At 58.3% G+C, this 25,780-nt stretch carries 23 protein-coding genes and 2 pseudogenes; 19 read left to right on the top strand and 6 right to left on the bottom strand.

Going from position 1 to position 25,780, the window contains the following annotated elements; translation table 11 throughout:
* The first annotated feature begins 1 nt into the window (after position 1).
* Positions 2-757: a response regulator gene (locus DK261_RS04790; protein ID WP_124344735.1), complete on the top strand. Its 756-nt coding sequence runs from the start codon at positions 2-4 to the stop codon at positions 755-757.
* Between the two features lie 498 nt (positions 758-1,255).
* Here DK261_RS04790 and DK261_RS04785 read toward each other — a convergent pair whose 3' ends face one another.
* The 3 genes and pseudogenes from DK261_RS04785 to DK261_RS04770 all read right to left on the bottom strand — a co-directional run bounded on the left by DK261_RS04785 (position 1,256) and on the right by DK261_RS04770 (position 4,551).
* Positions 1,256-1,885 (bottom strand): response regulator transcription factor, encoded by a 630-nt coding sequence (locus tag DK261_RS04785; RefSeq protein ID WP_041988073.1) that lies wholly within the window; start codon positions 1,883-1,885, stop codon positions 1,256-1,258.
* Between the two features lie 1,575 nt (positions 1,886-3,460).
* Positions 3,461-3,854 (bottom strand): annotated as a pseudogene (locus DK261_RS33815) (IS3 family transposase); the annotation flags it as partial.
* A gap of 124 nt (positions 3,855-3,978) precedes the next feature.
* Complete coding sequence (locus DK261_RS04770; RefSeq protein WP_041988080.1) at positions 3,979-4,551, bottom strand: TetR/AcrR family transcriptional regulator; 573 nt, start codon at positions 4,549-4,551, stop codon at positions 3,979-3,981.
* 186 nt (positions 4,552-4,737) lie between these two features.
* Between DK261_RS04770 and DK261_RS04765 the strand changes: the two genes are divergently transcribed.
* Positions 4,738-5,418, top strand: a complete 681-nt coding sequence (locus DK261_RS04765; protein WP_110175483.1) for a glutathione S-transferase — start codon at positions 4,738-4,740, stop codon at positions 5,416-5,418.
* 295 nt (positions 5,419-5,713) lie between these two features.
* Here the strand turns inward: DK261_RS04765 and DK261_RS04755 are convergent, their stop codons facing one another.
* Positions 5,714-5,947: a hypothetical protein gene (locus DK261_RS04755; RefSeq protein ID WP_080768791.1), complete on the bottom strand. Its 234-nt coding sequence runs from the start codon at positions 5,945-5,947 to the stop codon at positions 5,714-5,716.
* A 194-nt stretch (positions 5,948-6,141) separates the two neighbouring features.
* Positions 6,142-7,104: an isopenicillin N synthase family oxygenase gene (locus DK261_RS04750; protein WP_041988089.1), complete on the bottom strand. Its 963-nt coding sequence runs from the start codon at positions 7,102-7,104 to the stop codon at positions 6,142-6,144.
* A gap of 409 nt (positions 7,105-7,513) precedes the next feature.
* Between DK261_RS04750 and hutH the strand changes: the two genes are divergently transcribed.
* The 17 genes and pseudogenes from hutH to DK261_RS33460 form a co-directional block, all read left to right on the top strand.
* A complete protein-coding gene (gene hutH / locus DK261_RS04745) occupies positions 7,514-9,043 on the top strand; it encodes a histidine ammonia-lyase (protein WP_041988092.1) in 1,530 nt (509 codons plus the stop codon).
* 57 nt (positions 9,044-9,100) lie between these two features.
* Complete coding sequence (locus DK261_RS04740; RefSeq protein ID WP_081360994.1) at positions 9,101-10,303, top strand: alpha-hydroxy acid oxidase; 1,203 nt, start codon at positions 9,101-9,103, stop codon at positions 10,301-10,303.
* Complete coding sequence (locus DK261_RS04735; RefSeq protein WP_081360992.1) at positions 10,303-11,679, top strand: FAD-binding oxidoreductase; 1,377 nt, start codon at positions 10,303-10,305, stop codon at positions 11,677-11,679. The genes DK261_RS04740 and DK261_RS04735 overlap by 1 nt, the downstream gene beginning before the upstream one ends.
* Positions 11,680-11,831: 152 nt before the next feature.
* Positions 11,832-12,617 (top strand): transporter substrate-binding domain-containing protein, encoded by a 786-nt coding sequence (locus DK261_RS04730; RefSeq protein ID WP_232000887.1) that lies wholly within the window; start codon positions 11,832-11,834, stop codon positions 12,615-12,617.
* A gap of 72 nt (positions 12,618-12,689) precedes the next feature.
* On the top strand, positions 12,690-13,349 hold the full coding sequence (locus DK261_RS04725) for an amino acid ABC transporter permease (RefSeq protein ID WP_081360988.1): 660 nt from the start codon (positions 12,690-12,692) through the stop codon (positions 13,347-13,349).
* On the top strand, positions 13,346-14,017 hold the full coding sequence (locus DK261_RS04720; protein ID WP_081360987.1) for an amino acid ABC transporter permease: 672 nt from the start codon (positions 13,346-13,348) through the stop codon (positions 14,015-14,017). The genes DK261_RS04725 and DK261_RS04720 overlap by 4 nt, the downstream gene beginning before the upstream one ends.
* Positions 14,018-14,067: 50 nt before the next feature.
* A complete protein-coding gene (locus tag DK261_RS04715; protein WP_279634581.1) occupies positions 14,068-14,907 on the top strand; it encodes an amino acid ABC transporter ATP-binding protein in 840 nt (279 codons plus the stop codon).
* The gene (hisC, locus tag DK261_RS04710) at positions 14,904-16,037 is read left to right on the top strand and encodes a histidinol-phosphate transaminase (protein WP_110175341.1); all 1,134 of its coding nucleotides are present in this window, start codon (positions 14,904-14,906) and stop codon (positions 16,035-16,037) included. The genes DK261_RS04715 and hisC overlap by 4 nt, the downstream gene beginning before the upstream one ends.
* Before the next feature lie 3 nt (positions 16,038-16,040).
* A complete protein-coding gene (hutC, locus tag DK261_RS04705; RefSeq protein WP_110175340.1) occupies positions 16,041-16,778 on the top strand; it encodes a histidine utilization repressor in 738 nt (245 codons plus the stop codon).
* 422 nt (positions 16,779-17,200) lie between these two features.
* Entirely contained in the window at positions 17,201-18,274 is a 1,074-nt protein-coding gene (locus tag DK261_RS04700) for an ABC transporter substrate-binding protein (RefSeq protein ID WP_232000886.1), read from the top strand.
* 133 nt (positions 18,275-18,407) lie between these two features.
* Complete coding sequence (locus tag DK261_RS04695) at positions 18,408-19,265, top strand: ABC transporter permease (RefSeq protein WP_081360984.1); 858 nt, start codon at positions 18,408-18,410, stop codon at positions 19,263-19,265.
* Positions 19,262-20,026, top strand: a complete 765-nt coding sequence (locus DK261_RS04690; protein WP_081360982.1) for an ABC transporter ATP-binding protein — start codon at positions 19,262-19,264, stop codon at positions 20,024-20,026. The genes DK261_RS04695 and DK261_RS04690 overlap by 4 nt, the downstream gene beginning before the upstream one ends.
* Before the next feature lie 50 nt (positions 20,027-20,076).
* Positions 20,077-21,402: a histidinol dehydrogenase gene (gene hisD, locus DK261_RS04685; protein WP_081360981.1), complete on the top strand. Its 1,326-nt coding sequence runs from the start codon at positions 20,077-20,079 to the stop codon at positions 21,400-21,402.
* A gap of 95 nt (positions 21,403-21,497) precedes the next feature.
* Positions 21,498-22,472: a zinc-binding dehydrogenase gene (locus tag DK261_RS04680; protein WP_218278169.1), complete on the top strand. Its 975-nt coding sequence runs from the start codon at positions 21,498-21,500 to the stop codon at positions 22,470-22,472.
* Between the two features lie 10 nt (positions 22,473-22,482).
* Positions 22,483-23,253 carry an SDR family NAD(P)-dependent oxidoreductase gene (locus tag DK261_RS04675; protein ID WP_197678106.1) on the top strand — a complete coding sequence of 257 codons (771 nt, stop codon included), beginning with the start codon at positions 22,483-22,485 and terminating at the stop codon, positions 23,251-23,253.
* Positions 23,254-23,334: 81 nt separating this feature from the next.
* Positions 23,335-24,636, top strand: a complete 1,302-nt coding sequence (locus tag DK261_RS04670) for a hypothetical protein (RefSeq protein WP_197678105.1) — start codon at positions 23,335-23,337, stop codon at positions 24,634-24,636.
* 121 nt (positions 24,637-24,757) lie between these two features.
* Positions 24,758-25,132 (top strand): annotated as a pseudogene (locus DK261_RS33460) (IS3 family transposase); the annotation flags it as partial.
* A gap of 99 nt (positions 25,133-25,231) precedes the next feature.
* Here DK261_RS33460 and DK261_RS04665 read toward each other — a convergent pair.
* Positions 25,232-25,780, bottom strand: a 549-nt coding sequence (locus DK261_RS04665; protein WP_218278168.1) for an MOSC domain-containing protein, incomplete at its 5' end; no start/stop codon positions are given.

The raw sequence follows: 25,780 nt of genomic DNA, 5'->3' as shown, positions 1-25,780 counted from the left end.
TATGAGGCTACTGGTGCCGAGAACGGCGAGGTGGCCCTCATGGCGCAATCTTCACTGCGATCTGTTCATCACCGACTGCCATATGCCGGTCATGACAGGGGCCGAACTGACCATGGCGGTGCGCAAGGAAGAACCGCTGTTGGGCCTCACTCCGGCAGTGATCCTGGGTTTGACTGCCGATGCCCGGCAAGTGGACATCGAGCGCTACCTCTCGGTCGGCATGGATGACTGCCTGATCAAACCGACCAGCCTGGATGAACTGGAGACGCGCCTGTCCTCGCTCACGCTCGGCCGCGGGCCAACGCAAGAACACGACGTTGCCGAACCTCAACGGCCAGCAAAAACCGAAGACGATCAGTATCGCATCGGTATCGACACCTTAAGTCGAATGGCCGGAGGTAATGCTTCACTGGTGCAGGATCTGGTGCGCGAATTACTGAGGAGCAACCGACAGGATCTGGGGACGCTCCGTCTGCTTTTGCAAAAGCGAGACATCCGGGCATTTTGCGAGTTGTCGCATCGGATAAGGGGGGCCGCTAGCGTCGTAAAGACCAAACATTTGATCGACTATTGCCGGGAAATAGAAGAGGCCTGCTCCAGCGACCTATCGGTGCTTGGGGATAAAGCTGCCCTGGTAGAACAGGCCATGCTCGAACTGGAGCGCGGACTCAGCCTGATGGACAGAGGGATTGCTGATGACCGGCGCCCCATTTTTCCAGCAGACCGAGCAAGGTCCTGCTGTCCACCGGTGGATTGACGACATCGAGCAGCGCAATTCCCTCGTCTATACCCCAGGCCAACAATCGATGACGGGACGCGGGCTGGGTATGAGTCAGCACAATGATCTGCCGGGCCAACCTTCGTTCAGCCAGGCGTGGTAACACATCGCTCAGACACTTCTCGACGCCAAAATGATCGTACAGCAGCAGATCATAGCGATCATCTGATGGGGGACGTTGCATAAGGGTTGCCCAGGTAGAGCACGGCATTACGTTGTAAATCCCAAGGGCATTCAGCGAATGCCCAGTACTGCAACAACAATCCCGGGGATTGGCTATACAAGATGAATTTTGGATGGGTAGTTTCGTTTATCGACATCAGGCCGAGCCAGGGATAAGGAGAGACCTGATGCTATCCAAATGCTGCCAGACCGAATGTCAGCAGATTATTCGTATCCCTAAGGATTTATCGAAAACTAACTCAGAATTATCTGACCAGCTGCCGATCGGGAAAGTGGAGTCGAACCTGGCTACGATCACGCAACGTCGTTGCGCTTGGCCAACTCAACCAGGGCCACGAGGTTCGGTGCGTTGAGTTTTCTCTGCAAGCGAACTTTATAAGTGCTCACGGTCTTGTGGCTGATGATCAGGGTCTCTGCAATTTCCTGGTTGCCAAGCCCTTGGGCAAGCAGCTTCAACACGGTTATTTCACGGTCGGAAAGCTGCGCAATGAGGGTGCTTTCCTGGTTGGCCGCCTGGACATTTTCCCGCAGCATGAAAAGGGTGTCCGCAGGGAAATAGGAGTACCCCGACAGCACGGCCTTGACCGCCCCCACCAGCTCATCCAGGTTATCGTCCTTGCAGATGAATCCAGCCGCTCCTGCCTGCAGGCAGCGCATGGCGAAATTACGCGAGTCACCCGAAGTCAGGATCAGGACTTTCACCGCCAGACCGATGGATTTGAGGCAGGAAATCACCGCGAAGCCATCCATGTTGGGAATGCTGAGATCAAGGATGATCAGGTCGGGCAGAAGCTTGCGCACGGTCTCCAACGCATCCGAGCCATTATCCACTTCGGCCATGATCGTATGGCCTTCTTTCTCCAGCATCATCCTGACCGCCAAACGGATCAGGGGATGATCATCAACGATAACGATGCTACCCATGTGCAGCTTTCCCTAAAAAATCGATGCCTGTTGTCTGCAAATGCCGAAGGCGCAGTCCGAAACTCCGGTACTTCAAGCGCAGAGAGTTCTGCCCTTCACTCCCGCGGCCACACAAGACTAGGGCCCGACGAATCGTCGCTCAGAAAAATAAGCTGAGTACGTAAAGTCGCCAAGTTTAATTGGACGGCAGATTAACTTCTGCACTTGATTTCTGGAGAGCTGGAAAAGCTTACCCAAATAGCCACCTGGCAAAAAGTACACGTTTCCAAATGCCCATCCAGACAAAACGAACCCCTTCATCAGATTTATCCTACATCCACCTGCCCAATCCAAAATACTAGCGACGCAGGCTCGTCCCCCCAGGCCAAGCTAGCTCCTCCCGCTGCTCCTAAGCCAAAGAGTGAGCCGTAGGACTCAGTCAGTCGCAGTTAATCTGAGCTGAAAATCGCGCTGATTGCGAACACGGGCGTTTTCGATTGCAAGCCATTATAGCTAGGGAGTCTGCTGTCGATTGATGATGGGTAGCGGGCGGGATAGAAATTGCTCATCCAATCCCCGGCTGTAAGCGTTGTAGGCTCACCGCACGAACTGTTCGAGTAACTGGTCATTTTCCATTCGAAGGCGCTGATTTTCCCCCTCCAAGCGCGATACGATCGGCAGCCACTTGCAGTTCAGGGCTAGAAGCTTTCTTCAATGCAGGTGAAGCCGTGAGCACTTGCTTGCGCAGGGCGAATGCGTGCCGGATACGCTCATGCTTATGCAAAGCTTGTCGCGTATAGGTACTCCTCAAATGCCGAGAGACTGCTACGATTAACAAGTCCCAGGTCAATCTCCCGGAGCATCCGTCCAGGATTGATACGACCTGTTCAATTGCTGATGGGGTGAGATTTCTTGAGCGGCTCATGCTGTATCCCCGTCGGAAGCCAGGACCTGGCGCACATTTGGTCTTTCAAGGTTTAGCTCTACCTCACTGGAGCTCTGCAGAACCTGGATAGCGCCCACAAACTGCTACAGCTTCGATGCAGGTAAGACGCCACTAGGTCTGATCACTGCGCCAATCGGAACGGACGGGTCGTCCAAGATCGCGCACAAATCGTTCAGCCGCTTCAACGTCAGCGTCTGATGCTCCACCCAACGATTAGCGCCAAACTGCTCTTCACCGAGCGCTGTCAATGCCTGTTGCAAAAGTGATTCCGTTTCTTAATGGTGTTGCCGTATGGCGCATTCTCGAACATGATCCCCTTTTATACAAAAATGCTCATCACAATTCGAACAGTCTCGATGTAGCTGGCAAGGCAGCATTGAAAAATCATGCGCGCAATACCCTAGATCAGTAGTGTGGGCAGTCAAAATCTTCAATTCAGCAAATTGATCACGCGTAATCAAACTACTTGGGGGAAGACTTGCAACGTGACCTGCTGATTTCTCCGGGTTGCCTAACGCCTCCCTGGCCAGAGCGAGAATGTCTCGATCAGATTGATGATCGTAGCATCTGTTATGTGTAATCTTCGCCCGACCGCTCCACTTAGCAACATCAAGCTGTGAAAGCCCTCCCATCTGAGCCACCGTGTTCAAGTAGTCCCGCTTCACGTTGACCGGCGCTTGGCTCTGCGCTTCACGCCGGTGTCGCAGTAAGTCCCAAACACGGCGGTAGCCATAGCTGGGTAACTCGCTGACCTCAGTGCGAATCTCATTGACCAACGCGGTATCGTCCAGCACTCGACGACGCCGCTCGATCTGAGCAGCAGGGCTAAGTCGAACCGTCAATTGCGAGCACACTACACCGAGACTTTCACTGATCAGCTTCACTGGTCGCCCCCGGCGACAAGGTTGAGTGCGCAATCCATTTTCGCGACCGAGAAATCTCCACGGTCTCCTGAAGAATCTCGACCTGCATGATTTTCTTGCCGAGCATGCGCTGTAGCTCACGGATCTGCTTAAGCGCATCGGCTAGTTCGGAAGCGGGCACACAATCCTGGAGCACTATTTCATTCCTACTCCGTGAGCAGCCACGCATGCCACGACTGTCTGCTTCCGACTGTGGCCTCAACCGGTGGGTGCCGATGGAAATCGGTCAAAAGCGGCCATAGCGGTCAAGCCCGAGATGTAGGTATAAGCGACACTTCCCGGTAGCTACGAATTAGCTCGTCAAACAGCCCGATATCGACCCGGGTACGGGCGATCAATTGAGCGCCCGCAACAGCGGTGTAAATCGCGCGGGCACGGCGTTCACAGCTCTCTGTGCTACCTTGTCCGGCGTCCACCAGCATCTGCGTCAGCCATGTGACATTGATATCCGCAAACGCTTTGACCTCATGCATGACTTCTTCGGGCAAGTCTTCATATTCCGCCGCCATGAAACTCGATAGACACAGCCTGTTACCGTCTTCGAGCGACGCGCGAAAAATCGATGGATAGATTTCCAGGCACCGAACCGGGTCGGGGTTGGACTCGCGTATCCCCTTCAGAACGCTGGCTGTGTCCCGCCAGTAGCGCTGTGCAACAGCGGCGCCAAGCTCGGCCTTGCTGGCGAAGTGGTAATAAATACTGGCGTTCTTGATCCCCACCGCTTCACCGATGCTGCGAAAGTTTATGCCGTTGTATCCGTGCCGCTGCGCTGCCGTTTTCGCAGCAGCCATGATGGCTTCTCGGGCGTTTGCACTCACATTGGATTCCTTCACTGGTCAAGCCTATGCCGTGAATACTAACTCCTACCTAATGTACCTGCCAACTGGAAGGTAGGGATTGACGTGCCAATGGAATAGGCACAACCTTTACCTACCAACTGACAGGCAGGGAGAAATATCATGACGATTTCAATGCCGCAATTCGACATATCCACTCTTCCCGTAATGAAAATTCACGATTGGTTCGATGGCCCCTACCCTGCTCGCGTCCGTATCGCGCTGGCAGAAAAAGGCCTGCTTTCACGAGTTGAATTCATATCGGTCAATCTCTGGACAGGCCAGCACAAGACGCCAGATTTCCTGGCGATCAATTATTCCGGGACGCTTCCGGTACTGGAGTTGCATGACGGCACCCTCATCGCTGAATGCACAGCCATTACCCAGTACCTGGACGCATTGGACGGCAACCCCACCCTGACGGGCCAGACGCCTCTGGAGAAAGGCCTCATCCACATGATGACTAAGCGTGCTGAAATCGAGTTCCTGGATGCGGTCAGCGTGTATTTTCATCACGCCACTGCAGGCCTTGGGCCGCAGGTCGAGCTTTATCAAAATCCCGAATGGGGCTTCCGTATGCGCGACAAGGCGGTGCGAGGCATGCGCTATTTCGACAGTCTTCTGGAACACCGACCGTTCGTTGCTGGGGACGCATTTTCAATGGGTGATATCGCGGTGCTGGGCGGCATGATCTTCGCGGCGCTGGTCAAACTTCCAGTGCCTGATGAATGCACTGCGTTGCAGGCATGGCATGCAAGAATGCAGGAAAGACCCAGCCTGCGGGAATGGCGCGCGATGGTTGAGCGAGGCGCACCGCAAACTAAAGAAAACATACACCTGCCGTCTTGACCCGGATGGTAGATGTAGTTGATGGCGTGAAACGGTTCGGGGAGAGGCTATCTGTCCAAAAATGATCGGCCGGTTTGGGTTGTTCTCTGCCGCTCATGGCCACGAAGCGTGATGGTCAAATCCGATGTAAATGACTGGTCAGGTCGAATGCAAATGGGTGGGCAAGTCTGTGCAATTACTCACCCCGATCAAGGGACCACCTCACCCTCGCCGACATGAACGTCCAGCCCCTTGATGGCCTGAATGGCGCCATAGGAAACCTTGAGATCGTTTACCTGAAGGATATTTTTCATGCTTAAGCCACCGTCTCAGTGCCCCAATAGGCCTCGATCACCCAAGGGTCTTTTTGTACCTGCGCAGGCAGGCCATCAGCGATTTTTTTGCCATAGCTCGGGCGCTTGCAACCGAACCACTGCTGGTCGCCCTGGATGAGCCTGCGGCCGGTATGAATGCCTCGGAAACTGAAGGCTTGCGTCAGTTGATGTGCAAGATGAAGGGCGATGGCAAGACGGTCCTGCTGATTGAGCATGACGTGAAGTTGGTCATGGGCTTACGCGATCCCGTTACGGTTCTGGACTATCTCCAGTCGACGCTGATCACCGTAGGAAAGGGGGTTGCCAACTCGCCAGCGAAGCGGCCAATGCCGACATAGTCGAGCCAGTAGCGTGCCAGCGTGCCAGCGTGCCGCCTAAGGCCAGGTTCTGTTTGACAGCCCGAGCGTCATTAAGCCTTCTTACGATACGCCATCGAGTCGTCGATCCGCTTGAGGATGTAGTCTCCCGCTGCCACCGGCGGATACAGGCTCAGCGCCGGGGCGACCCCCAGATCACAAGGATCGACCGTCGCGCCATAGGTCGGGTCATAGAACGTTGCTATGGAGTAACGCTCATGGCCCGAGGTGTTGATCACCCGATGTAGCGTTGAACGAAAACGATCGTTGGACCAGTGCGCCAACAGGTCACCGACGTTCACCACTAGGCTGCCGAGAATCGGCGTGGCGTCGATCCAGCGATTGGAGCCCAGTTCGCGGACCTGCAAGCCGCCGCTGTTGTCCTGATACAGCAATGTGATGCAGCCGTAATCAGTGTGCGGCGCCACCCCGAATTGGTCGGCTTCGGCCTGGGGCGGCTGCGGTGGGTAATACACCATCTGGGTGCGCTGCAACGGCTTGGTGTATTTGTCGGTGAAAAAATCTTCGTCAATGCCCAGCCCTATCGCCACCACCCGCAGCAGGTCGGCCCCGGCCTTGGCAACCTCCTGATAATAGTCAGCCAATGCTTCACGCAACGACGGCATGAATTCTGGCCACTGGTTCGGCCCGCGCAACGCTTCACCGGCAATCACGCAGGGATCAGCTTCGGCCAGTTCGAGCCCGATGCTGAAAAATTCTTTGTGATCGGGTTTGGTGGCCTCATACATGGTCGCCCCGCCCAACGCGTGCCAACCACGATGCCGCTTGTTGACGGCCACCTGGCGCTTGACCTCGGCCGGGTAAGCGAAGAACTCCCTGGCGGCGGCCATCGCTTTATCGATCACCGGCTGCGGCACCCCGTGATTGATGATGTAGAAGAAGCCGATGTCGCAGCAGGCAGTGCGAATGGCGTCGGAGGCTCGACGAATACTCGCCTTGTTACCTTCGCGGACACCGGACATATCGATCAGAGGCAGACGAATAGTAGAAGACATGCTCACTCCTGGGGTCGTGATACGGGGTGGTCGTTCAGGGACATGACGCCATAGCGAACATCCTGTATATACAGCTTAAAGCATTTACTGTGCCGCTCCCCTCTCCCGCACCACTAATCGCCGTACACCAACGCGTCTGCTCGTTGTTCAACAACCCTGACCTGGCTTAATGCCCGGCATTGATTGGTTTCCCTGCGCCCCAACAGTGTGCGCCGAGCGCGTATTTGGTGCGGCTTTCGGTTACACGCCAAAGATCACCGGACCAAAGGTCTCTTTAAAACCTGCGCAGCTTGCGCCTGAAATGCGCATCTCTGACGGAAACGGTAATTTTGGCCCGTGTATTGCTATCCCTGTATATACAGGATGATATGGCTACCTATTCCATCCACCACTGCCCCAGGACATTGCAATGCACACACCTCTGCTGCTCAAACCCGGCCAACTCACTCTCGATCAATTGCGCGTCATCTATCAGAAGCAACGGGCGATTGAACTGGACCCGGCTGCTCGCGAAACCGTGGATGCCAGCGCCCGAACCGTGAACCAGATCATTGCCAACGAACGTACGGTGTATGGCATCAATACCGGTTTCGGCCTGTTAGCCAGAACGTCGATCCCGACCGAGTCCCTGACCAAGTTGCAGTGCAACCTGTTGCTTTCGCACTGCACCGGCACCGGTCCATTGCTCGATGACGCTAGTGTTGGCCTGATCATGGCGTTGAAGGTCGGGTCCCTGGCCCGGGGTTTTTCCGGCATTCGCTGGGAAGTGATTCAAGCATTGGTTCAGCTGTATGAGGCCAAGGTCTATCCGTGCATTCCTTCCCAAGGCTCGGTTGGCGCCTCGGGTGACTTGGCCCCGTTGGCGCATATGTCAGCGGTGCTCATTGGTGTGGGTCGTGTCCGTCATAACGGGCGTGAGATGGACGCCGTCGAAGGCCTGGCGATTGCCGGTCTGGAACCGATGGTGTTGGGACCGAAGGAAGGCCTGGCGCTGATCAATGGCACCCAGGTATCCACTGCACTGGCACTGCGCGGGCTGTTTGCCGCCGAGAAACTGTTCACCGCCGCCGTGATTGCCGGCAGCCTGTGCGTGGAAGCCTTGAAAGGCTCCGATGTTCCCTTCGATCCGCGCATCCAGGCCGTGCGCGGTCAACCGGGACAAATCGATGTGGCCCAGTACTACCGTGAACTGCTGGCTAACAGCGAGATACGTCAATCCCATATCGATTGCACTCGGGTTCAAGACCCCTACTCGCTGCGCTGCCAGCCTCAAGTCATGGGGGCTTGCCTTGACCATTTGCGCTTTGCCGCCGGGGTGTTCTTGCGTGAATCCAACGCGGTTTCGGATAACCCACTGGTGTTCAGTGCTGACGGTGATGTGCTGTCGGGCGGCAACTTTCACGCCGAACCCGTGGCGATGGCCGCGGACGTTCTGGCCCTGGCGATATCCGAAATTGGCGCATTGTCCGAACGGCGGATCGCCCAATTGGTTGACCCGGCGCTCTCCGGCCTACCGGCCTTTCTGGTGCGCGAAGGCGGCCTGAACTCGGGCTTCATGATTGCTCAGGTGAGCGCCGCCGCGCTCGCGTCGGAAAACAAAACCCTGGCCCACCCGGCATCGGTGGACAGCTTGCCGACCTCGGCCAACCAGGAAGACCACGTATCGATGGCAACCTTTGCGGCCCGCCGCCTACTGGACATGGCCAGTAACAGCAGCGCCGTGGTGGCCATCGAACTGCTCGGAGCGGCTCAGGGCGTGGACCTGCATGCCCCGCTCAAGACCTCGAAAAAGCTCGGCGAGGTCCTGGCAATGATTCGCAGCGAGGTCGCGCATTACGACGAAGACCGTTACTTCGCCCCCGATATCGCCACCGCCAGGGCCTGGGTGGAATTTGCCGCGTTCGAGCGCTGGCTGCCCGCCGCACGCCTGTACGCCTGATAGCAATCGAATCGGCGCAGCCTCACTGCGCCGCCATACTCACATTAGGGGATCGCCATGCGTCGCTATTATTCAGGGTTGGATGTTCACCGGACACAGAGCATTGCCGAGCTGGCGGTCATGGCTCGTCGGCGCTTGCCGCATTTCGCCTGGGAATACCTGGAGGGTGGCGCCGAAGAAGAATGGACGTTGCGGCGTAACCGCCAGGCCTTCGCAGACCTCGCGCTGCTGCCTCGCACATTGGTGCCCTGCTCGGCCACGCAAACCCGGTGCTCGCTGTTGGGGCGAGACCTGCCGCTGCCGATGGCGATTGGTCCCACCGGCTACAACGCGATGCTGTACCGCGACGCCGATATTCAATTGGCCCGGGCCGCAACGGCGCGTGGCCTGCCCTTCACCTTGAGTACCGTGTCCACCAGTTCCCTTGAACAATTGGTGGCAGCAGTGCCGGAGGTCAATCTCTGGTTTCAGCTGTATTGCCTGCGTGATCCTTCCGTCCGAGAAGACTTGTTGCAACGCGCCCACGCGGTTGGTTGCAAAACCCTTCTATTGACCAGCGATGCGGTGCTGTTGGGCAACCGCGAATGGGACCGGCGCAATTTTGTCCGGCCCCGGCAACTAAGCCTGCGCAACAAGCTCGACGTACTGCGTCATCCGCGCTGGATGGCCCAGGCGCTTTGGCCACATGGTCTGCCGAACCTAGGCAACATCGAACGCTATCTGCCGACCGAACAACGCACCATCGAAGGCGCCGCGCAGTTTATCGGTAGCCAGATGGACAGCGGGCTCGACTGGGATGCCCTGGCCCGATTACGTGAACGTTGGCCCCATCGATTGCTGCTCAAGGGCGTGCTGCACCCGGCGGATGCCGAGAAAGCCGTAGCCCTCGGGCTCGATGGTTTGGTGGTGAGCAACCATGGTGGCCGGCAACTGGACGGAGTTCCCGCCAGCCTCGACTGCCTGCCAGCGGTTGCCGCCGTGGCCAAAGGCAAACTGGCTCTGTTGCTCGACAGCGGTGTCCGTCGCGGCACTGACATTCTCAAAGCCTGCGCACTCGGAGCCGATGCGGTGCTGCTAGGGCGATCTACGCTTTATGGAGTCGCCATCGGCGGACAGGCAGGCGCAGGCCACGCCCTCGACCTGCTGGCGCAAGAACTGCGCCTGGCCTTGTCCTTACTTGGCACTCCTGACCTGAAACAACTCGACTGTCGTGCCCTAATCACGACCTCCTCCTCGTTCCCCGACCGTGAGTTGAGCTGATGAACGATCTACAACACACCCTCGAACAGTTGTGTCAGGCACTCGGTGACGACGCGGTAATCACTGGCGCCGATATCAGTCAACGTCACTACAGCGACTGGACCGGCCACGCCCCGGCCTGCCCCGCGGCGCTGCTGTTACCGCGCACCACGGCCCAGGTCGCCAGCGCCCTGCGCATCTGCAATGTCGCCGGGCAAGCGGTGGTTCCCCAAGGGGGCATGACCGGGTTGGCCGGTGGTGCGGTGCCTCGGGCCAGCAACATCGCGCTGTCCCTGGAACGCCTGCGTGGCATCGAAGAGATCGACCCGGCGGCAGCCACCATCAGCGTGTGGGCCGGCACCACGCTGGAAGAGATCCAGCAAGCCGCGCTCAACGCCGGTTTCGTTTTCCCGCTGGATCTGGGGGCACGCGGCTCGTGCCAGATCGGCGGCAACATCGCCACCAATGCCGGCGGCAACGCGGTGATTCGCTATGGCATGACCCGTGACCTGGTGCTCGGGCTGGAAGTGGTCCTGGCCGATGGCCGGGTGCTCGATTTGCGCAACAAGATGATCAAGAACAACTGCGGTTATGACCTGAAACAGTGCTTCATCGGCAGTGAAGGCACCTTGGGCATCGTTACCCGCGCGGTGTTGAAACTCGCGCCGCAACCCGGGCCGACCAACACCCTGCTCTGCGCCCTGCCCAACTACGCCAGCGCCGTCAGCCTGCTGCGGCGGATTCAGCGCAGCGTCGGCACGCCGCAAGCCTATGAATTGATGTGGCAGGACTTCTTTCGACTCGGGGTGAGCTGGCTGGAAAACGCGACAGCGCCGCTATCGATGGACTACCCGCTGTATGTGCTGCTTGAGTCTGCCGGTTCGCAGGAACAGCTCGAAGCGTCGCTGGAAGAAGCGTTTGGCGCCGGCGAGGTACTCGATGCGGTACTCGCCAGCTCCCAGAGCCAGGCTCGGGGGCTCTGGAAAATCCGTGAAGCCACTGGTGAGTTTCCGACCCGCATGATCCCGTTGAATTTCGACGTCAGCCTGCCGATCGGCCTGATCGGCGACTTCGTCGAACGCTGTCGCGCAAGATTGGACGAGCGCTGGCCGGGCAATCACAGCGTCTATTTCGGACACATCGGTGACAGCAACCTGCACCTGACCGTTGACTGCGTGTCGTTGCCGCAGCCAGCGCCGATTCTCGACATCGAAGATCTGGTTTACAGCGCCGTCGGTGAATTGGGCGGCTCGGTCTCTGCCGAGCATGGCATCGGCCTGCTCAAGTGCGAGTTTCTTCATCACTCGGTCGGCCCCGAAGCCCTCGCCGTGATGCGCCAACTCAAGGATTGCTTCGACCCCAACGGCATTCTCAATCCGGGAAAAATCCTCGGCTGAGGGCCTGTATATACCGGAGTGGCACGTTAACTGCTGTTGTCCTTCTGAATCACCGCAGGACTCACACCCAACCTCGCCGTATCCCCTGAAGGAGTGACACCATGCAACTCGATTCTCTTTTCAGTAAACGATTCAACGTCATGTGCCTCGCTATGACCCTGACTGTCGCGTCCCTGGCTGCACACGCCGATCAACTGGCGGAGGTAAAAAAAACCGGTGAACTGGTGGTGGGTACCGAGCTGCAATTTGCGCCTTTCGATTTCACCGATAACGGTAAACAGAAAGGCCTGAACGCCGAGTTGTTCGATCAGTTGGGCAAGGAGTTGGGGGTCAAGGTGAAGTTCATCGACCTGCCATGGCCAAGCGTATTACCAGGGCTTGAAGCGAAGAAATTCGACATGGTTGCCGGTCCCATCATCGTGACCCAGGCCCGTAAAGAGCGTTATCACTTCATGCTGCCTATCGCCGAAGCCACCGTAGCCTTGATGGTCGGCGCCAGCGACACCACCATCACCAAACCACAAGACATTGCCGGCAAGGCCGTAGGTGCGGGTAAAGGCTCGGCGCAACTCGAAGAACTCAAGACCTTCACCGCCACCCTTCCGGAGAAAGTCACGATCCGCGAATACGTCGACAACAACCAAGCCTACGCCGACCTCGCGGCCAAGCGCATCGTTGCCGTTGCCAACTCGCTGCCTAACATCTCCTACGTCGCCGCTGAGCGCAGCAAAGCCTTCAAGGTGATCCTGCCGCCGTTCGGCAAGAAATCCTACTTCGCCTACCTTGGCCGCAAGGATGACGACGCCAAAAGCCTGATCGCGGCCCTTGATAGCGCCCTGCTGAAAATGCACGAGGACGGTCGCCTTGCCGCGCTGCAAAAGAAATGGCTGGGTGCCGAGATGGATGTACCAAAAGCCGACTTCACCCCGACCTGGTAAATCCGCCTGCCCTTGGAGCTCCTGATCGCCGGCCGACCCTGGCCGGCGGTCAACTGAGCTGGAGTCGCCACGATGTTCGATTTGCCTTTATTTTTGCAGAACCTGCCGCTGCTGCTGACCAGCCTGCTGGTGACCCTTGAGGTCTCCACCGCGGCCCTGGTGATCGGATTTTTCATCGGCATCATCGTCGCCAGCCTGCGCCTATCGCCGGTGCCGCTGTTCCGGCGCCTGGGTGGCGGCTATATCTTTGTGTTCCGCGGCATTCCGCTGCTGGTGCAATTACTGTTCGTCTATTACTTCCTGCCTCGCGTCGGCTTGCCGAACGTGTCGCCTCTGACCGCCGCCATCATCAGCCTGTCGTTGTGTGCCGGGGCCTACATCGCCGAGATCCTGCGCGGTGGCTTCCTCGCCATACCCGATGGTCAGTTGGAGGCCGCCGGGCTGCTTGGCATGAGCACCGGGCAAATGCTGATCCGTATTCGCGTGCCGCAAGCCGTGCGCCTGACGTTGCCAGCGCTGGTCAACGAAATGATCTTGCTGATCAAGGCGTCTTCGCTGGTGTCGGTGGTCGGCCTCGCTGACCTGACCCGCACCGCGCAGAACCTGGCGGCCAGCGATTACCTGTTTGTTCAGAACTACCTGATGCTCGCCGGCTTCTATTGCCTGATCAACATTCCCCTGGCGTTCTGCGGCGGTCTGCTGGAGCGACGCATGAAGGAGCAACGCTCATGATCTTCGATCACCGGATCATCACCGAACACCTCGATGACATCGCCCAAGGCTTTGCGGTCACCCTCGGCACCTGGTCCGCCGGCGTCGTGCTCGGTTTGTTCCTCGGCTTGCTGATTGCCGTGGCTCAGCTGTTTGGCAACAACCTGATCCGGGCGCCGCTGCGGGTGTTCATCGAAGTGATCCGCAGCACGCCGTTTCTGGTCCAGCTGTTCCTGGTGTACTACGGCGGGCCGTCCTTCGGCCTCAGCCTGGAGCCGATTCCGGCCGGGGTTCTGGGGTTGGGTATTTATGGCAGTGTCTACTTTGCGGAGATCTTCCGCACCGGCTTCGAGTCGGTGGCCCGCGGTCAACTGGAAGCCGCCGACTGTCTGGGGATTACACGCTGGCAATGCATCCTGCGCATTCAGTTGCCGCAGATGCTGGTGATCATCCTGCCGGCGCTGGTCAATCTAGTGACGATTTTGTGCAAGGAAACTGCGGTCCTGTCGATCATCACCATCCCGGAACTGACGATGGTCATGACCGGTATCGGCTCGCAAACCTTCGCTTTCGTCGAAACCCTGCTGGTGCTGTGTATCGGCTACTTGCTACTGGTCGAACTCTGTTCGCGCCTGGGCATGTACCTGGAAACAAAGGTCGGGGGCTTTATGAGCAGACAACCGCAATGAATGACCTACAACACCACTTGAAACCCATTGCCCCGAAACAAGGTGACCCCATGAAGACTCCCGAGCAACTCCCCGGCGACCAGCAACCTATGCTGCGCCTGCACAATGTCGGCAAGAGCTTCGGCACCCTGCGTGTACTCAAAGGCATCGATCTACAGGTCCGACACTCCGAAGTGGTATGCCTGATCGGGCCTTCCGGTTCGGGCAAAAGCACCCTGCTGCGCAGCATGGCGTTCCTCGAAGAGTATGACGAAGGGGAAATCTATGTCGAAGGCCAGTTGCTCGGCTTTGTGCCGGATAACGGCAAGGGTCGCAAACGCGCGCCGCAAGCGCAGATCAATCAGGTTCGGCGTAATGTCGGCATGGTTTTCCAGCAATTCAACCTGTGGCCGCACATGACGGCGCTGGGCAATGTCAGCGAAGCCCTGCTGCGGGTGCGCAAGTTATCGACGACCGAAGCCCGTCAGCGGGCCATGGCGATGCTCGACAAAGTCGGTCTGGCGCACAAGGCCGATGTCTATCCGATCCAGCTCTCCGGTGGTCAGCAACAGCGCGTGGCCATCGCTCGGGCATTGGCGATGGAGCCGCACATCATGTTGTTCGATGAGCCGACCTCGGCGCTCGACCCGGAACTGGTGGGCGAAGTCTTGCAGGTCATGAAGACCTTGGCCAAAGAAGGCATGACCATGGTGGTGGTCACTCATGAGATGGGCTTCGCCGCGCAGGTCGCTGATTCGGTTGTGTTCCTCGACCAGGGCCAAGTGGTCACCCAGGATACGCCGCAGCAGATATTCCACAACTCCGAACACCAGCGCCTGCAGCAATTTCTGCAGAACTATCTGGATCGCAATGCCTTCTGGCAGGACAACAAAGAGGTTTCTCTGGTATGAACGCTGCTGAACTGCAACTCCTTGCACGCCCCCAAGTGCGCGATCTCGCCAGCTACAACGCCGGCCTCAGCTCCGAAGCCGTACGCCAGTGTTTCGGCCTGACCCGCGTGGCCAAGCTGGGCAGCAACGAAAACCCCTTGGGTCCGGCGCCTGCGGTGGCAGCCGCCATGGTCAAAGCCTGTTCCAGCATCGCCCTCTACCCGGATGCCAGTTGCCTGGAATTACGCGCGGCGCTGTCGGCAAAGCTCGGCGTACCGGGCAATCACCTGGTGTTCGGCAATGGTTCGGAAGATTTGCTAAGTATTATCAGCCGCGTGTTTCTGGACCACGGCGATGAAGTGGTCACGGTAGTGCCGTCGTTCGGTCTGCACTTCATTTACCCCCTCGCCGCCGGAGCCCTGGTGTCAGGGGTGCCGATGACGGATGAGGGTCGCTTCGACGTGCCAGCGATGATTGCGGCGCTGACGCCGAAGACCCGGCTGTTGATGTTCTCCTGCCCCTCAAACCCGGTTGGCTGCACCCTCGACGCCGACGAGTTGCAACAGTTATTGGCAGCGCTGCCGGCGCAATGTTTGCTGGTATTCGACGAGGCCTATTACGAATACGCCGATTTCGAGGCGGATTACCCCGATTGCCTCGGATTGATTCAGGCCAGTGGCAAGCCGTTCATCCTGCTGCGGACTTTCTCCAAGGCGTATTCCCTGGCCGGGTTGCGCATCGGCTATGGCATCGTCAGCGATCCTTTGCTGGCCGACCTGATCGACCGTCTACGCACCCCGTTCAACATCAATCGCGTGGCCCAGGCCGCGGCCATTGCAGCACTGGCGGACGAAGAGCATTTGCAGGTCACCCTCGCCCATGTCGCCCACGAGCGGCAGCACATGGTGATTGCCCTGCAAAACATGGGATTGAGCCCGGCGCCATCGATGGCCAACTTCCTGTACTTCAGCACGCCCTATCCGGCCGAAACCATCAATCAGGCCTTGCTGCGCAAGGGCGTCATCCTCAAACCCTGGCGTGAAGACGGGTATACACAGTACTTGCGTGTGTCCATCGGTAGCTGTGAGGATAACGACCTTTTTCTCAAAGCCCTGGCAAGTGTTCTTGCCGCTCAAAAAGGCGTGGACTGACCCATGATCAAAAATGCACCGCAAGCCCTCTATCAGCGTGCGAAGGACTTTGTGCAAGACAAGCTGCGCAGCGGTGAATGGAAGCCCGGAGACCTGATCCCGTCGGAAAATCGCCTGGTGCAAGAGCTGGGCATTTCGCGCATGACCGTCAATCGGGCCTTGCGCGAGCTGACCGAGGAAGGCCATTTGGTGCGGATCTCCGGCGTCGGGACGTTCGTCGCTGAAAGCAAACCGCAATCGAACCTGCTGCGCATCACCAATATCGCTGACGAAATCATCGCGCGCGGGCACAGCTACAGCTGCCGTGTGCTGCACCTGGGTCGCGAAGCGGCCTCGATGCCGGTGGCCGCCGCCCTGGCGCTGCCCACGGGTTCGTCGGTTTTTCACCTGATTTGCGTGCACAGCGAAGAAGGCGTGCCGGTGCAGTTCGAGGATCGCTACGTCAATCCCGAACTGGTGCCGAACTTCCTGCAGCAAGAATTTGGTGAGCAACTACAACCGGCGCGGTATCTGTTGCAGGTCATCCGGCCTGATGAGATGGAACATATCGTCGAAGCAGGCCACCCCGGCAGCGACGAAAGCAAGCACATGCAGATCGACGCCAATGAACCCTGCCTGGTCCTAGTACGTCGCACTTGGAGCCAGAACAAAATCGTCACCTACGTTCGGCTAACTCACCCCTCGTCGCGCTATCGCCTCGGCAGTCGTCTGCCGATGAATGGTGCTCACCGCGACAGCTGAGTCTCAGCCACGATTACTGATAACGTGATCGGTAAAGGATCGCTTTCGACCGACGCTAGGTTTGTCTGCGTTGGTTCTTTTTTTTGGGGGGCAGCACTCCGAAGCCTGTCTATACAGCAAAGCAAATCGCATTCTGATGCGCAGGCGCTCCCTCTTTCGCAGTTCCTTTCCTCGGGCACCCTGTCCAACTCATGCCCTCCTACGGATCTTCGGGTGCACTCCATGCACATTTTAGAGGCGCCTAGGGATAACCAACGATGTAATTCCAGCTCCGGCGACGTCTCAAGCCCCTTGCAGCAGAGAGAGTCTTGAGCAATCGAGCGATGAGAAAGCAAAAATAGGCACGCTACCTGCATACCTGTATATACCAGTCAGTACGGCTCGACCGAGCGCGCTTCTATGCCCCGTCCGATCGGTAATGAATGGACGAGATTGACCTGCTGCACGGTCAGTCGAGCAGAACCTATCCTCTCAAACAAGCGAGAAACGTCATGAGTGAGCGATTCAAGAACGGCATGCGAAATCTTCTGGGAGCCTGCGCTTTGATGGCGGCCGGTGTAGCAGTGGCTGCTCAACCAAGCGCCGGTATGAAAGCCGAACCCGGCACGTTCAAAATCGGAGTAGAACCTTGGCTCGGGTATGGCCAACTGCATGTCGCCGCAGCCCACGACCTGTACCGCAAACAGGGTCTGGAAACCGTCAGCATCGTGAACTTCAGTGAGGACAAAGACATCAACGCCGCCCTTGCCAGCGGGCAGATCGATGCGGCCACCATCGCTACCCATACCGCCATGGGCATGGTTGCGGCCGGTCTTCCAGTGAAAATCGTACTGATGCTCGATCAGAGCATGACCGCCGACGCGATCATTGCCGCGCCAGAGATCAAATCGCTCAAAGAGCTCAAGGGCAAGCAGGTTGCGTTCGAGGAAGGCACTACCAGCGACATTCTGCTGCATAGCGCACTAGCTTCGGCTGGCATGCTCTGGAGCGACATCCAGCCAGTCCCTATGCCGGCAAGTACTGCTGGTGCAGCGCTGATCGCCGGCAAAGTACCGGTTGCGGTGACGTATGAACCTTACCTGAGTGCCGCCAAACAGCAGAATGCCAAAGTCAATGTGCTCTACAGCGGCAAAGACGACCCAGGCATTATCAGTGATGTGCTGGTGGTACGTGACTCGGTGCTAGAAGAGCGGCCCGGACAAGTGCTGGCGATGATCAAAGCCTGGGACGCAGCGCTTAGTCATTACCAGAACAATACTCAGGCCGACCGCGCAGTGATTGCTCAAGCCGTCGGCTCGACCGCCACAGATCTGGCCAGCGCCTTCGACGGTGTGCACTTCTACAGCCTTGCCGATAACCAGGCACAACTCACTCAAGGTTTCAGTCATGAGACCTTTGCACACATCTTGAAGTCAGCCACTGCTGCCGGCTTGATACAGCAGCCGGTTGACGCAACCAAAACAATCGATGCGCGGTTCGTCGAAGCCCTCAAGTAACCGCGCCAAGGTGTGATCCCCAACGCGAACGTCATCGCACATCGGCAGCCGACCGTCATCGCCGGCGTCCAGTGCATTACCCACCAGCGGCAGTCGAATGCTGCTGGTCAATTGAAAGCGGTACGGAGTTTCAATGGGTTACGTGGATACAGCAAAACACGATAGGCCTACCCCCCCGACCATCGTGTCGCGCCGCAAGCGCGGGAACCTGTTCGTAATTGGTCGCCAGCCAGGGCGAGCCGGCTATATCGCCATCGCCGCTAGCGTGTTCCTTTTGCTGGCCTGCTCCTGGTGGCTGGCCAGTGGACTGGGGTTGGTATCGCCGATCTTCCTGCCAACCCCTGAAGCAGTTGGCTTACGTCTGAGCAAGCTGGCCGCCGATGGCACCTTATGGGCAGATTTGAAGGTCAGTCTCTATCGGATCGCTGTCGCCTTTCTGGTCTCCTCACTGATGTCAATCGTGATTGGAGTTCTGGCCGGTTGTTACGGTTTCTGGAAGGCCTCGTTCGAACCTCTGGTGGACTTCGTCCGCTACATGCCGGTGGTGGCCTTTGTGCCGCTGAGCATTCTCTGGAGCGGTACCGGCGACTTCCAAAAATTCCTGATCATCTGGCTGGGCACCTTCTTCCAACAAGTGTTGATGGTGATGGATGCCGTCAAACGGGTCCCAGCAGATTTCATCGGCCTGGGCCGAACACTGGGCATGGCGGACCGTCGCATTCTCTTGAAGATTGTCCTGCCGAGCGCCTTTCCGGGCATCTGGGACGCCCTGCGTATCAGCCTTGGCTGGGCATGGACCTGGTTAGTGCTGGCTGAACTGGTGGCATCCACTTCAGGCCTAGGTTATCGCATCACCGTGTCACAGCGCTTCTTCCAGACCGACACGATCATCGGCTACATCCTGCTGCTCGGGGTTCTCGGGCTGGTCACCGATCAAGCCATGCGCGCCGCCGAGAAAATCCTCTTTCGCTACAACCGGAGGCGCCCATGAGCACCCTGCAGATCAATGGGTTGACCAAGAGTTTCTACAGCGCCAAGCAATCTAGACTGGTGCTCAAGGGAATCAACCTGACCCTGGCCGACAACGAATTCGTGTCCATCGTCGGCACCTCCGGCTGCGGCAAAAGCACCCTGCTCTCCATCGCCGCCGGACTGGAGGACTATGACGATGGTTCGGTCTGCGTCGACGGCGTTGCGATCAGCGGCGCCGGCATGGATCGCGGCGTGGTGTTTCAGTCCTACACCCTACTGCCCTGGCTGACCGCTCGAGAAAACGTCGAGTTCGCCCTCAAGGCCGCCGGATACAGCGCCAGTGATTGCCGCGCGCTTGCCGATGAGCACCTGACGCAGGTCAATCTGAACCACGCGGCTCAGGCTTACCCGAACGAGCTTTCGGGGGGTATGAAGCAGCGAGTGGCGATTGCCCGCGCCTTATCCTACCGACCGAAAATCCTCTTGATGGACGAACCTTTCGGTGCATTGGACGCCATGACCCGCCGGCAAATGCAGGAGCTGCTGACCCAGGTCTGGGAAACCCATCGCCTCACGGTCATGTTCGTCACCCATGACGTAGAGGAAGCCGTTTACCTTTCCGACCGCATCGTCGTGATGGGCCCCGGCACTGTCAAAAGCACCTACGAAGTCTCGCTGCCCCGCCCGCGTCACGAAGACATGAGCACCAGCCCCGATTTCATCTCTTTGCAACGACAAGTGCTGCGCTCGATTCGTGAAGACACTGTTGAATCTGCATGACCTTCTCAGTCCGCCACCTCCGCGTGGCCTTGCACCTACGAGGAACCCCCATGAAACAACCAACTTTCCATGACCTCAGCGCGTCCAGTGAGTTGCCCCCCGAGCTGTTTCAACGCACCGAAGCCGACCTTGCGTTCTTCATCGAAAAGGTCAAGCCGATCATCGAGGCCGTGCGACGCGAAGGCGATGCCGCCTTGCAACGGTTTGCCAAGGAGTTCGACAAAGTCAGCGCTGAGCAGATGGTGATCCGCGCCGAAGAGAGTGAGTTCGAAGCGGCCTTCACCCGCATGGACCCAAAGGTGATCGAGTCAATCAAATATGCCGCCGAAAACATCCGTGCGTTCCACGAAGCGCAGAAGCCTGAAGAGATGTGGCTCAAGGAAATGCAGCCGGGTGCATTCGCCGGCGATCGGCACGTGGCCATTGATTCGGTCGCATGTTACGTGCCACGCGGTAAGGGGTCGTTTCCCAGCGTCTTGTTGATGACGGCGATACCCGCAGTGGTCGCTGGCGTACCGCGGCCGGTGGTAATCACCCCACCCGGTCCGGATGGCAAGGTAGACGATGCGACCCTGGTGGCGGCACGTCTGGTTGGTATCCGAGAAGTCTACAAATGCGGTGGCGCTCAGGGTGTTGCAGCCGTGGCCTATGGCACCGAAAGTGTGCCCAAGTGCCTGAAGATTGTTGGCCCCGGCAGCCCTTGGGTAGTGGCTGCCAAGCGGCAATTGTCCGGTTTGATCGACCCCGGCGTGCCTGCCGGCCCGAGCGAAAGCCTGATCCTCGCAGATGAAACCGCCAATGGCGAACTGGCCGCACTGGATTTGATCATTGAGTCCGAACACGGCCCTGATTCATCGGCCTACCTGGTCACTCATAGCCGTACAGTCGCTGAAGCGGCCATGGCTGCACTACCTGGGCTTTGGGCCAGGCTAGAGCCGAAACGTGCCGAGTTCTCGCAAAGCGTTCTATGTGGCGAGCACGGCGGGATCGTCCTGACCAAAGATTTCGCCACGTCGATCGAATTCGTCAACCAATACGCCCCCGAGCACTTGGAGATTCTTGCCGAAGAGCCCATGGCAGTACTGGGCCGGATTCGCAACGCCGGGGAGATTCTGCTGGGTAACTACACCCCCGTGACCCTAGGCAACTTCGTCCTTGGCCCGAACGCGGTATTGCCAACCAACGGTGCGGCGAAAACCGCCGGGCCGCTCTCAGTGTTCGACTACATGAAACGTATCTCAGTTGGCTATGTGACTCACGCCGGCTACCAGCCGCTGGCCGACAAGGCTCATGGCTTTGCCATCTACGAAGGCTTCAGTGCACATGCGTTGGCGGTGTCGCCGTTGCGCCTTGAAATCCTCAAGGCTCGCTCCTGAGTTGCGGGTGCCCAGTGACTGAAGGCACGCCCTTCCACACCTGAGGCTTTCAAGGAGCATATATGCGAGCGATAAGGTTTTACGGCAAGGGCGACTTGCGTTTCGAGGAGGTCGCCGAGCCGGCGCCCCCTCCGGCGGGCTTTGTGCGTTTGGCGGTGCGTGCAGCGGGGATCTGCGGCTCCGATCTTCACAACTACCAGACCGGTCAGTGGATTTCGCAACTGCCAGTCACCCCGGGCCATGAGTTCTGCGCCGAGATTATTGCTCTGGGTCAGGACGTAGAGGGTTTTGCCCTCGGCGAACGGGTGGTAGTGGATTCTCGGGCCATCTGCGGCGAGTGCGATCACTGCCTGGATGGCGCAGGCAACCTGTGCCGGCAATTGGGTTTCGTCGGCGAGGTCTGCGATGGCGGTTTTGCCGAACAAAGTGTTCAGCCAGCTCATCGCCTGCTGAAGGTGCCGGCCGGTGTATCCGACGAAATTGCCGCTCTGGCTGAGCCGCTGGGGGTAGCCCTGCGAGTGGTCAACCGGTTGGCGGCCGCCCCCGGCGAACCGGTGCTAATCGCCGGAGGCGGAACCATCGGCGGGCTCGCAGCATTATTGTTGCGCGAACTAGGCGAGCATCCGGTACTGCTGGTCGAGCGCAATGTGGCTCGAGCAGACCTGTTGCGTGAAGTGGTGGGGGTGCAACCGGTAGCCTTTAATGCTGAGCAAGTCCGCAAGGCCTGTGACGGTCGCGAACCGCGCTGGTGCATCGAAGCAACCGGCTCGCCAGTGGTCCTTGAGCAGTTGATCGCCAATGTGGCATCTGGCGGGCGTATCGCGCTGGTCGGGCTGTTTCATGGCGCCGCGAACCTGAATATCAATCAATTGGTCGAGCGCGAAATCGATCTGCTGGGCTGCAGCGTCTTTCGCGACGAACAACATCAGGCCCTCGAACTGCTGCCTCGCCTGTCTGCGAAGTTACAGGCCTTGATCAGCGAACCGATCTCACTGGAACAGGGGCTTGGCGCCTACCGCGACCTTCCATGCGGTAACGCTGGAGCCTTGAAAACCATTATCAAACCCTGAGGATTGGGTCATGAGCAACCTGATGCGAGGTTTTTCCCTGAATGGGCAAGTGGCGTTGGTCACAGGCGCGTCGCGAGGCATAGGGCGGACGCTCGCCATCGCATTGGCCGAAGCAGGAGCCAGGGTGGTGCTGGCCGCTCGCGACCAGGCAGCCATGCTTGAGGTGGCTGCGACCATTGAAGCCGCTGGCGGAACGTGTTCGACGCTGTACCTGGATGTCACCGATGCACAGTCTCGCACTGCCGCATTCGAGCAATTACTGCAGCGCGAAGGCCGAATCGACATTCTGCTCAACAATGCCGGAGTCGAGCAGATCAAACCAGCCCTGGAGTTGGACGAGGTGACCTGGGACCGGATCGTCGACACCAACCTCAAGGGTAGCTTTTTCTGTGCGCAGAATGCAGCGAAAGCGATGATGGTGCGTGGCGGTTGCATCCTCAACCTGTGCTCGCTGACCAGCGAAGTCGGCGTGCCGGGTGCCACCGCCTATGGTGCTTCCAAATCCGGGCTACTTGGCATGACCCGGGCCCTGTCTGCCGAATGGGCTGCGTCCGGCATTCGTGTCAACGCCATCGGCCCTGGCTATTTCCATACCGATTTAACCGATGAGTTCTATCAGGATGCCGGCTGGCGCGAGCAGATGCAGGCAAAGATCCCGCTCGGGCGCTTCGGTGAACTGCGCGACCTGGCCGGCGCCGCAGTGTTCCTCTGTTCGTCCGCGGCCAGCTACATCACCGGGCAAGTGCTGTATGTCGACGGTGGCTACCTGGCGAGTATCTGAACCCAGAGACAGTCAACACCTGCACGCGTCCTTGCCCCCCCCTCTCATCATTGCCCCCACTTTTCAATGAGGAACACCTTCATGCCCCCTACTCCCGAACCACTCGCCGCACAGGCCCGGACACTCGCCCGTCAGGGCGATTGGGCTGGAGCGCGCGCCAAGCTCATGCAACTGGTCGATGAGGTGATCGGAGTCACCGCGACAGATCTGATCATCAATCGAGATCAGTACAGCCTCAACTCTCTCAACGGGCGCGTCACCCTAAGCGATGCGCGTCAGCTGTTCTTCAAGTACCACAATGAAGAAGGCGAGGATAAAACCATTGAGGAGTACTACAACGCCGAACTGCTACGCGATACGGGTTATCGAGTTGACGTGCCCCTGTTTGCATGCGGCGAACCGGGCCGGCAGATCCTGTTCTACACCTTGCGCGACAACCTGCGTCTAGCCGACGTCTGTCGTGACATCGAGGAGCGCCAGGCCTGGAATGAAATGTCTCAGGTCGTCGAGGCCCAGCGCCAATACGATCACGATGGACTGGCCGGCGTACTGCGCACTCTGGGGCCAGGAGATGCGGACGCGGTCTGCCGGGAACCGATACATCAGCTGTTTCATCACCGCCTGGTATCGGCCAATAATGTTCCCGGTTTTGGCGGTCGTGTCGAGCGCGCCTACGTCGGTAAAACCTTTGTTTTCCCAGGCACTGTGGTCGAGTGGGATCAACTCAAGGATCTGCGCTGGACGATCAATGGCGTAACTTATGCGTCTTCGCTCGGCGAGTTGTTTGCCGAGAGCGGCCAGCGTTTAGCCCCGCAGCGGCTGGCCGATCATGGTGTGGTCACTGCCCACGGCGACGCGCATAACGCCAATATCTGGTACGAGAAAGTCAGCGGCCAGGCTCCGCGTCTGGTGAGTTTCGACCCTGCCTTCGCCGGTCGCCAGATCCCGGCGCTGCTGGCAGAAATCAAGGCGACGTTCCACAACATCTTTGCTCATCCGGTGTGGCTCTACGAGCCAACGCGGGTCGCCAGTCAGTTTCACGTAACGGCCAGCATCAAGGGCGAACAACTGATCGTCGAGCACAACTGGCAGCTGACGCCGTTGCGCAGCACGTTCCTGGAGAGCAAAAGCCGTCATTACTGGCAACCGCTGTTGGCCGCGCTACGTGACAGGCATTGGCTACCGACGGATTGGGAGCGGGTCATGCGTCTGGCGCTGTTCTGTTGCCCGACCCTGGTGCTCGACCTGCGAGCCGACGGGGGCAGCGGCCATACAGCGCACAGTTCGGCGCTGGGTTTGGCACTGGCGATGATCGCAGGCAGTGAGCCGGTCGAAGGCGAAGATATCTTCAGCCGTTTCTTCAGCGGATTGCAGCCGCACTGATACGGCACGCAGGCCAGGCAGAACACCTCAGTACTACCTGGCGCTGCGCCTGACCTCCAAACAGTAGTGCTAACCTTTCTTCCGCCGTATTGCCCATGAACACCTCGGGCAGCAACATTAAAAAATCTACTTCGCTCTTGATATCGGAAGATCGTAAGCGTTCGCGCTGATTGGCCAGCTGAGCGTTCACGAGCTGGTTGATTGGCTGTGCAAGGTGGTTGAAGTTACCCACCGCCCAGCGTCCCAGACGCCAGACTCCTGATATTGAGCGGCTTCGGCTGCGCAGTCGCATCAATGAACTGTTCACACAAGTCGCAGTGTTGCGGACAGCCGCAGCATCTTGTCGATGATGCGTGAAGACGGTGAGCCACTGGGCCGGTTCAAGGCACGTAGCTTAATGCGCGAACTTGAGCTTGTGAGCAAATAACCAGGCTCTCATGCGTACAAACGAGCAACGGCCGAACGGCTGGATATCCCGAATACGTTGAATCGGTCGTGTCCGAGGTTAGTTGACCACTACACTGTCGGCGCTACTACCGCAGTTATGCTACTGCACAAGACGTTGGGAGGTAGCTGGCCTGTGCTCTTCGTACTCTCAGTCTGAATGCCCTATCTGATAAACGCTGTCACCACAGCGTACACGGACGCTGTTATTTGCGATGAGATAGACTCCAAGATCCGTGTGCCCATAGAGCCGACGTAGCGCCGACGGAAGGCCAATGTCTCGTGTCGCTGTTCGCGGATTAACGTTAGTGGCGGCGCATCGCGCATTCCTCCGGTCTACCTGAAATACAGCATCACCAATGGCAAGTGCTCCCCCCACCCAATCGAACTCCCGCCAGGCCGGGACACCGTCGATGTAGAAGTTAGAGCGAAAGCGCAAAGGATCGAGATACTGTCCAATATCGCGGCTAACCTGACGCACGGTTTCCAGATTAACCAATGAGATCACATTGTCCGGTTTATCCATGAAGTGAATCGGTGATGGCACGCGCGCACTGACCAGCCGTGGCGGTGACTTATCTTCTGGCGAACCCAGCAGACCGTAAACAAACATCTCAAACAACCGCTTTCCGCTCTCAGAAAGGAGGTTAGCTTCCAGCACATCTGAACTATTGTAGCGAACCGTCAGCAGACCTGACTG

The organism is Pseudomonas sp. RW409 (assembly GCF_003184125.1).
GTDB classification, from domain to species: domain Bacteria; phylum Pseudomonadota; class Gammaproteobacteria; order Pseudomonadales; family Pseudomonadaceae; genus Aquipseudomonas; species Aquipseudomonas chlororaphis_I.
This window is presented reverse-complemented; position numbering and strand designations above follow the sequence as displayed.

Bases quoted from the DNA above. Each gene is read 5' to 3' on its own strand.
- DK261_RS04790 (WP_124344735.1), top strand. From the start codon at position 2: ATGAGGCTACTGGTGCCGAGAACGGCGAGGTGGCCCTCATGGCGCAAT.
- DK261_RS04785 (WP_041988073.1), bottom strand. From the start codon at position 1,885: ATGGGTAGCATCGTTATCGTTGATGATCATCCCCTGATCCGTTTGGCG.
- DK261_RS04765 (WP_110175483.1), top strand. From the start codon at position 4,738: ATGAAAATTCACGATTGGTTCGATGGCCCCTACCCTGCTCGCGTCCGT.
- DK261_RS04755 (WP_080768791.1), bottom strand. From the start codon at position 5,947: ATGCTCAATCAGCAGGACCGTCTTGCCATCGCCCTTCATCTTGCACAT.
- DK261_RS04750 (WP_041988089.1), bottom strand. From the start codon at position 7,104: ATGTCTTCTACTATTCGTCTGCCTCTGATCGATATGTCCGGTGTCCGC.
- hutH (WP_041988092.1), top strand. From the start codon at position 7,514: ATGCACACACCTCTGCTGCTCAAACCCGGCCAACTCACTCTCGATCAA.
- DK261_RS04740 (WP_081360994.1), top strand. From the start codon at position 9,101: ATGCGTCGCTATTATTCAGGGTTGGATGTTCACCGGACACAGAGCATT.
- DK261_RS04735 (WP_081360992.1), top strand. From the start codon at position 10,303: ATGAACGATCTACAACACACCCTCGAACAGTTGTGTCAGGCACTCGGT.
- DK261_RS04730 (WP_232000887.1), top strand. From the start codon at position 11,832: ATGACCCTGACTGTCGCGTCCCTGGCTGCACACGCCGATCAACTGGCG.
- DK261_RS04725 (WP_081360988.1), top strand. From the start codon at position 12,690: ATGTTCGATTTGCCTTTATTTTTGCAGAACCTGCCGCTGCTGCTGACC.
- DK261_RS04720 (WP_081360987.1), top strand. From the start codon at position 13,346: ATGATCTTCGATCACCGGATCATCACCGAACACCTCGATGACATCGCC.
- DK261_RS04715 (WP_279634581.1), top strand. From the start codon at position 14,068: ATGAAGACTCCCGAGCAACTCCCCGGCGACCAGCAACCTATGCTGCGC.
- hisC (WP_110175341.1), top strand. From the start codon at position 14,904: ATGAACGCTGCTGAACTGCAACTCCTTGCACGCCCCCAAGTGCGCGAT.
- hutC (WP_110175340.1), top strand. From the start codon at position 16,041: ATGATCAAAAATGCACCGCAAGCCCTCTATCAGCGTGCGAAGGACTTT.
- DK261_RS04700 (WP_232000886.1), top strand. From the start codon at position 17,201: ATGGACGAGATTGACCTGCTGCACGGTCAGTCGAGCAGAACCTATCCT.
- DK261_RS04695 (WP_081360984.1), top strand. From the start codon at position 18,408: ATGGGTTACGTGGATACAGCAAAACACGATAGGCCTACCCCCCCGACC.
- DK261_RS04690 (WP_081360982.1), top strand. From the start codon at position 19,262: ATGAGCACCCTGCAGATCAATGGGTTGACCAAGAGTTTCTACAGCGCC.
- hisD (WP_081360981.1), top strand. From the start codon at position 20,077: ATGAAACAACCAACTTTCCATGACCTCAGCGCGTCCAGTGAGTTGCCC.
- DK261_RS04675 (WP_197678106.1), top strand. From the start codon at position 22,483: ATGAGCAACCTGATGCGAGGTTTTTCCCTGAATGGGCAAGTGGCGTTG.
- DK261_RS04670 (WP_197678105.1), top strand. From the start codon at position 23,335: ATGCCCCCTACTCCCGAACCACTCGCCGCACAGGCCCGGACACTCGCC.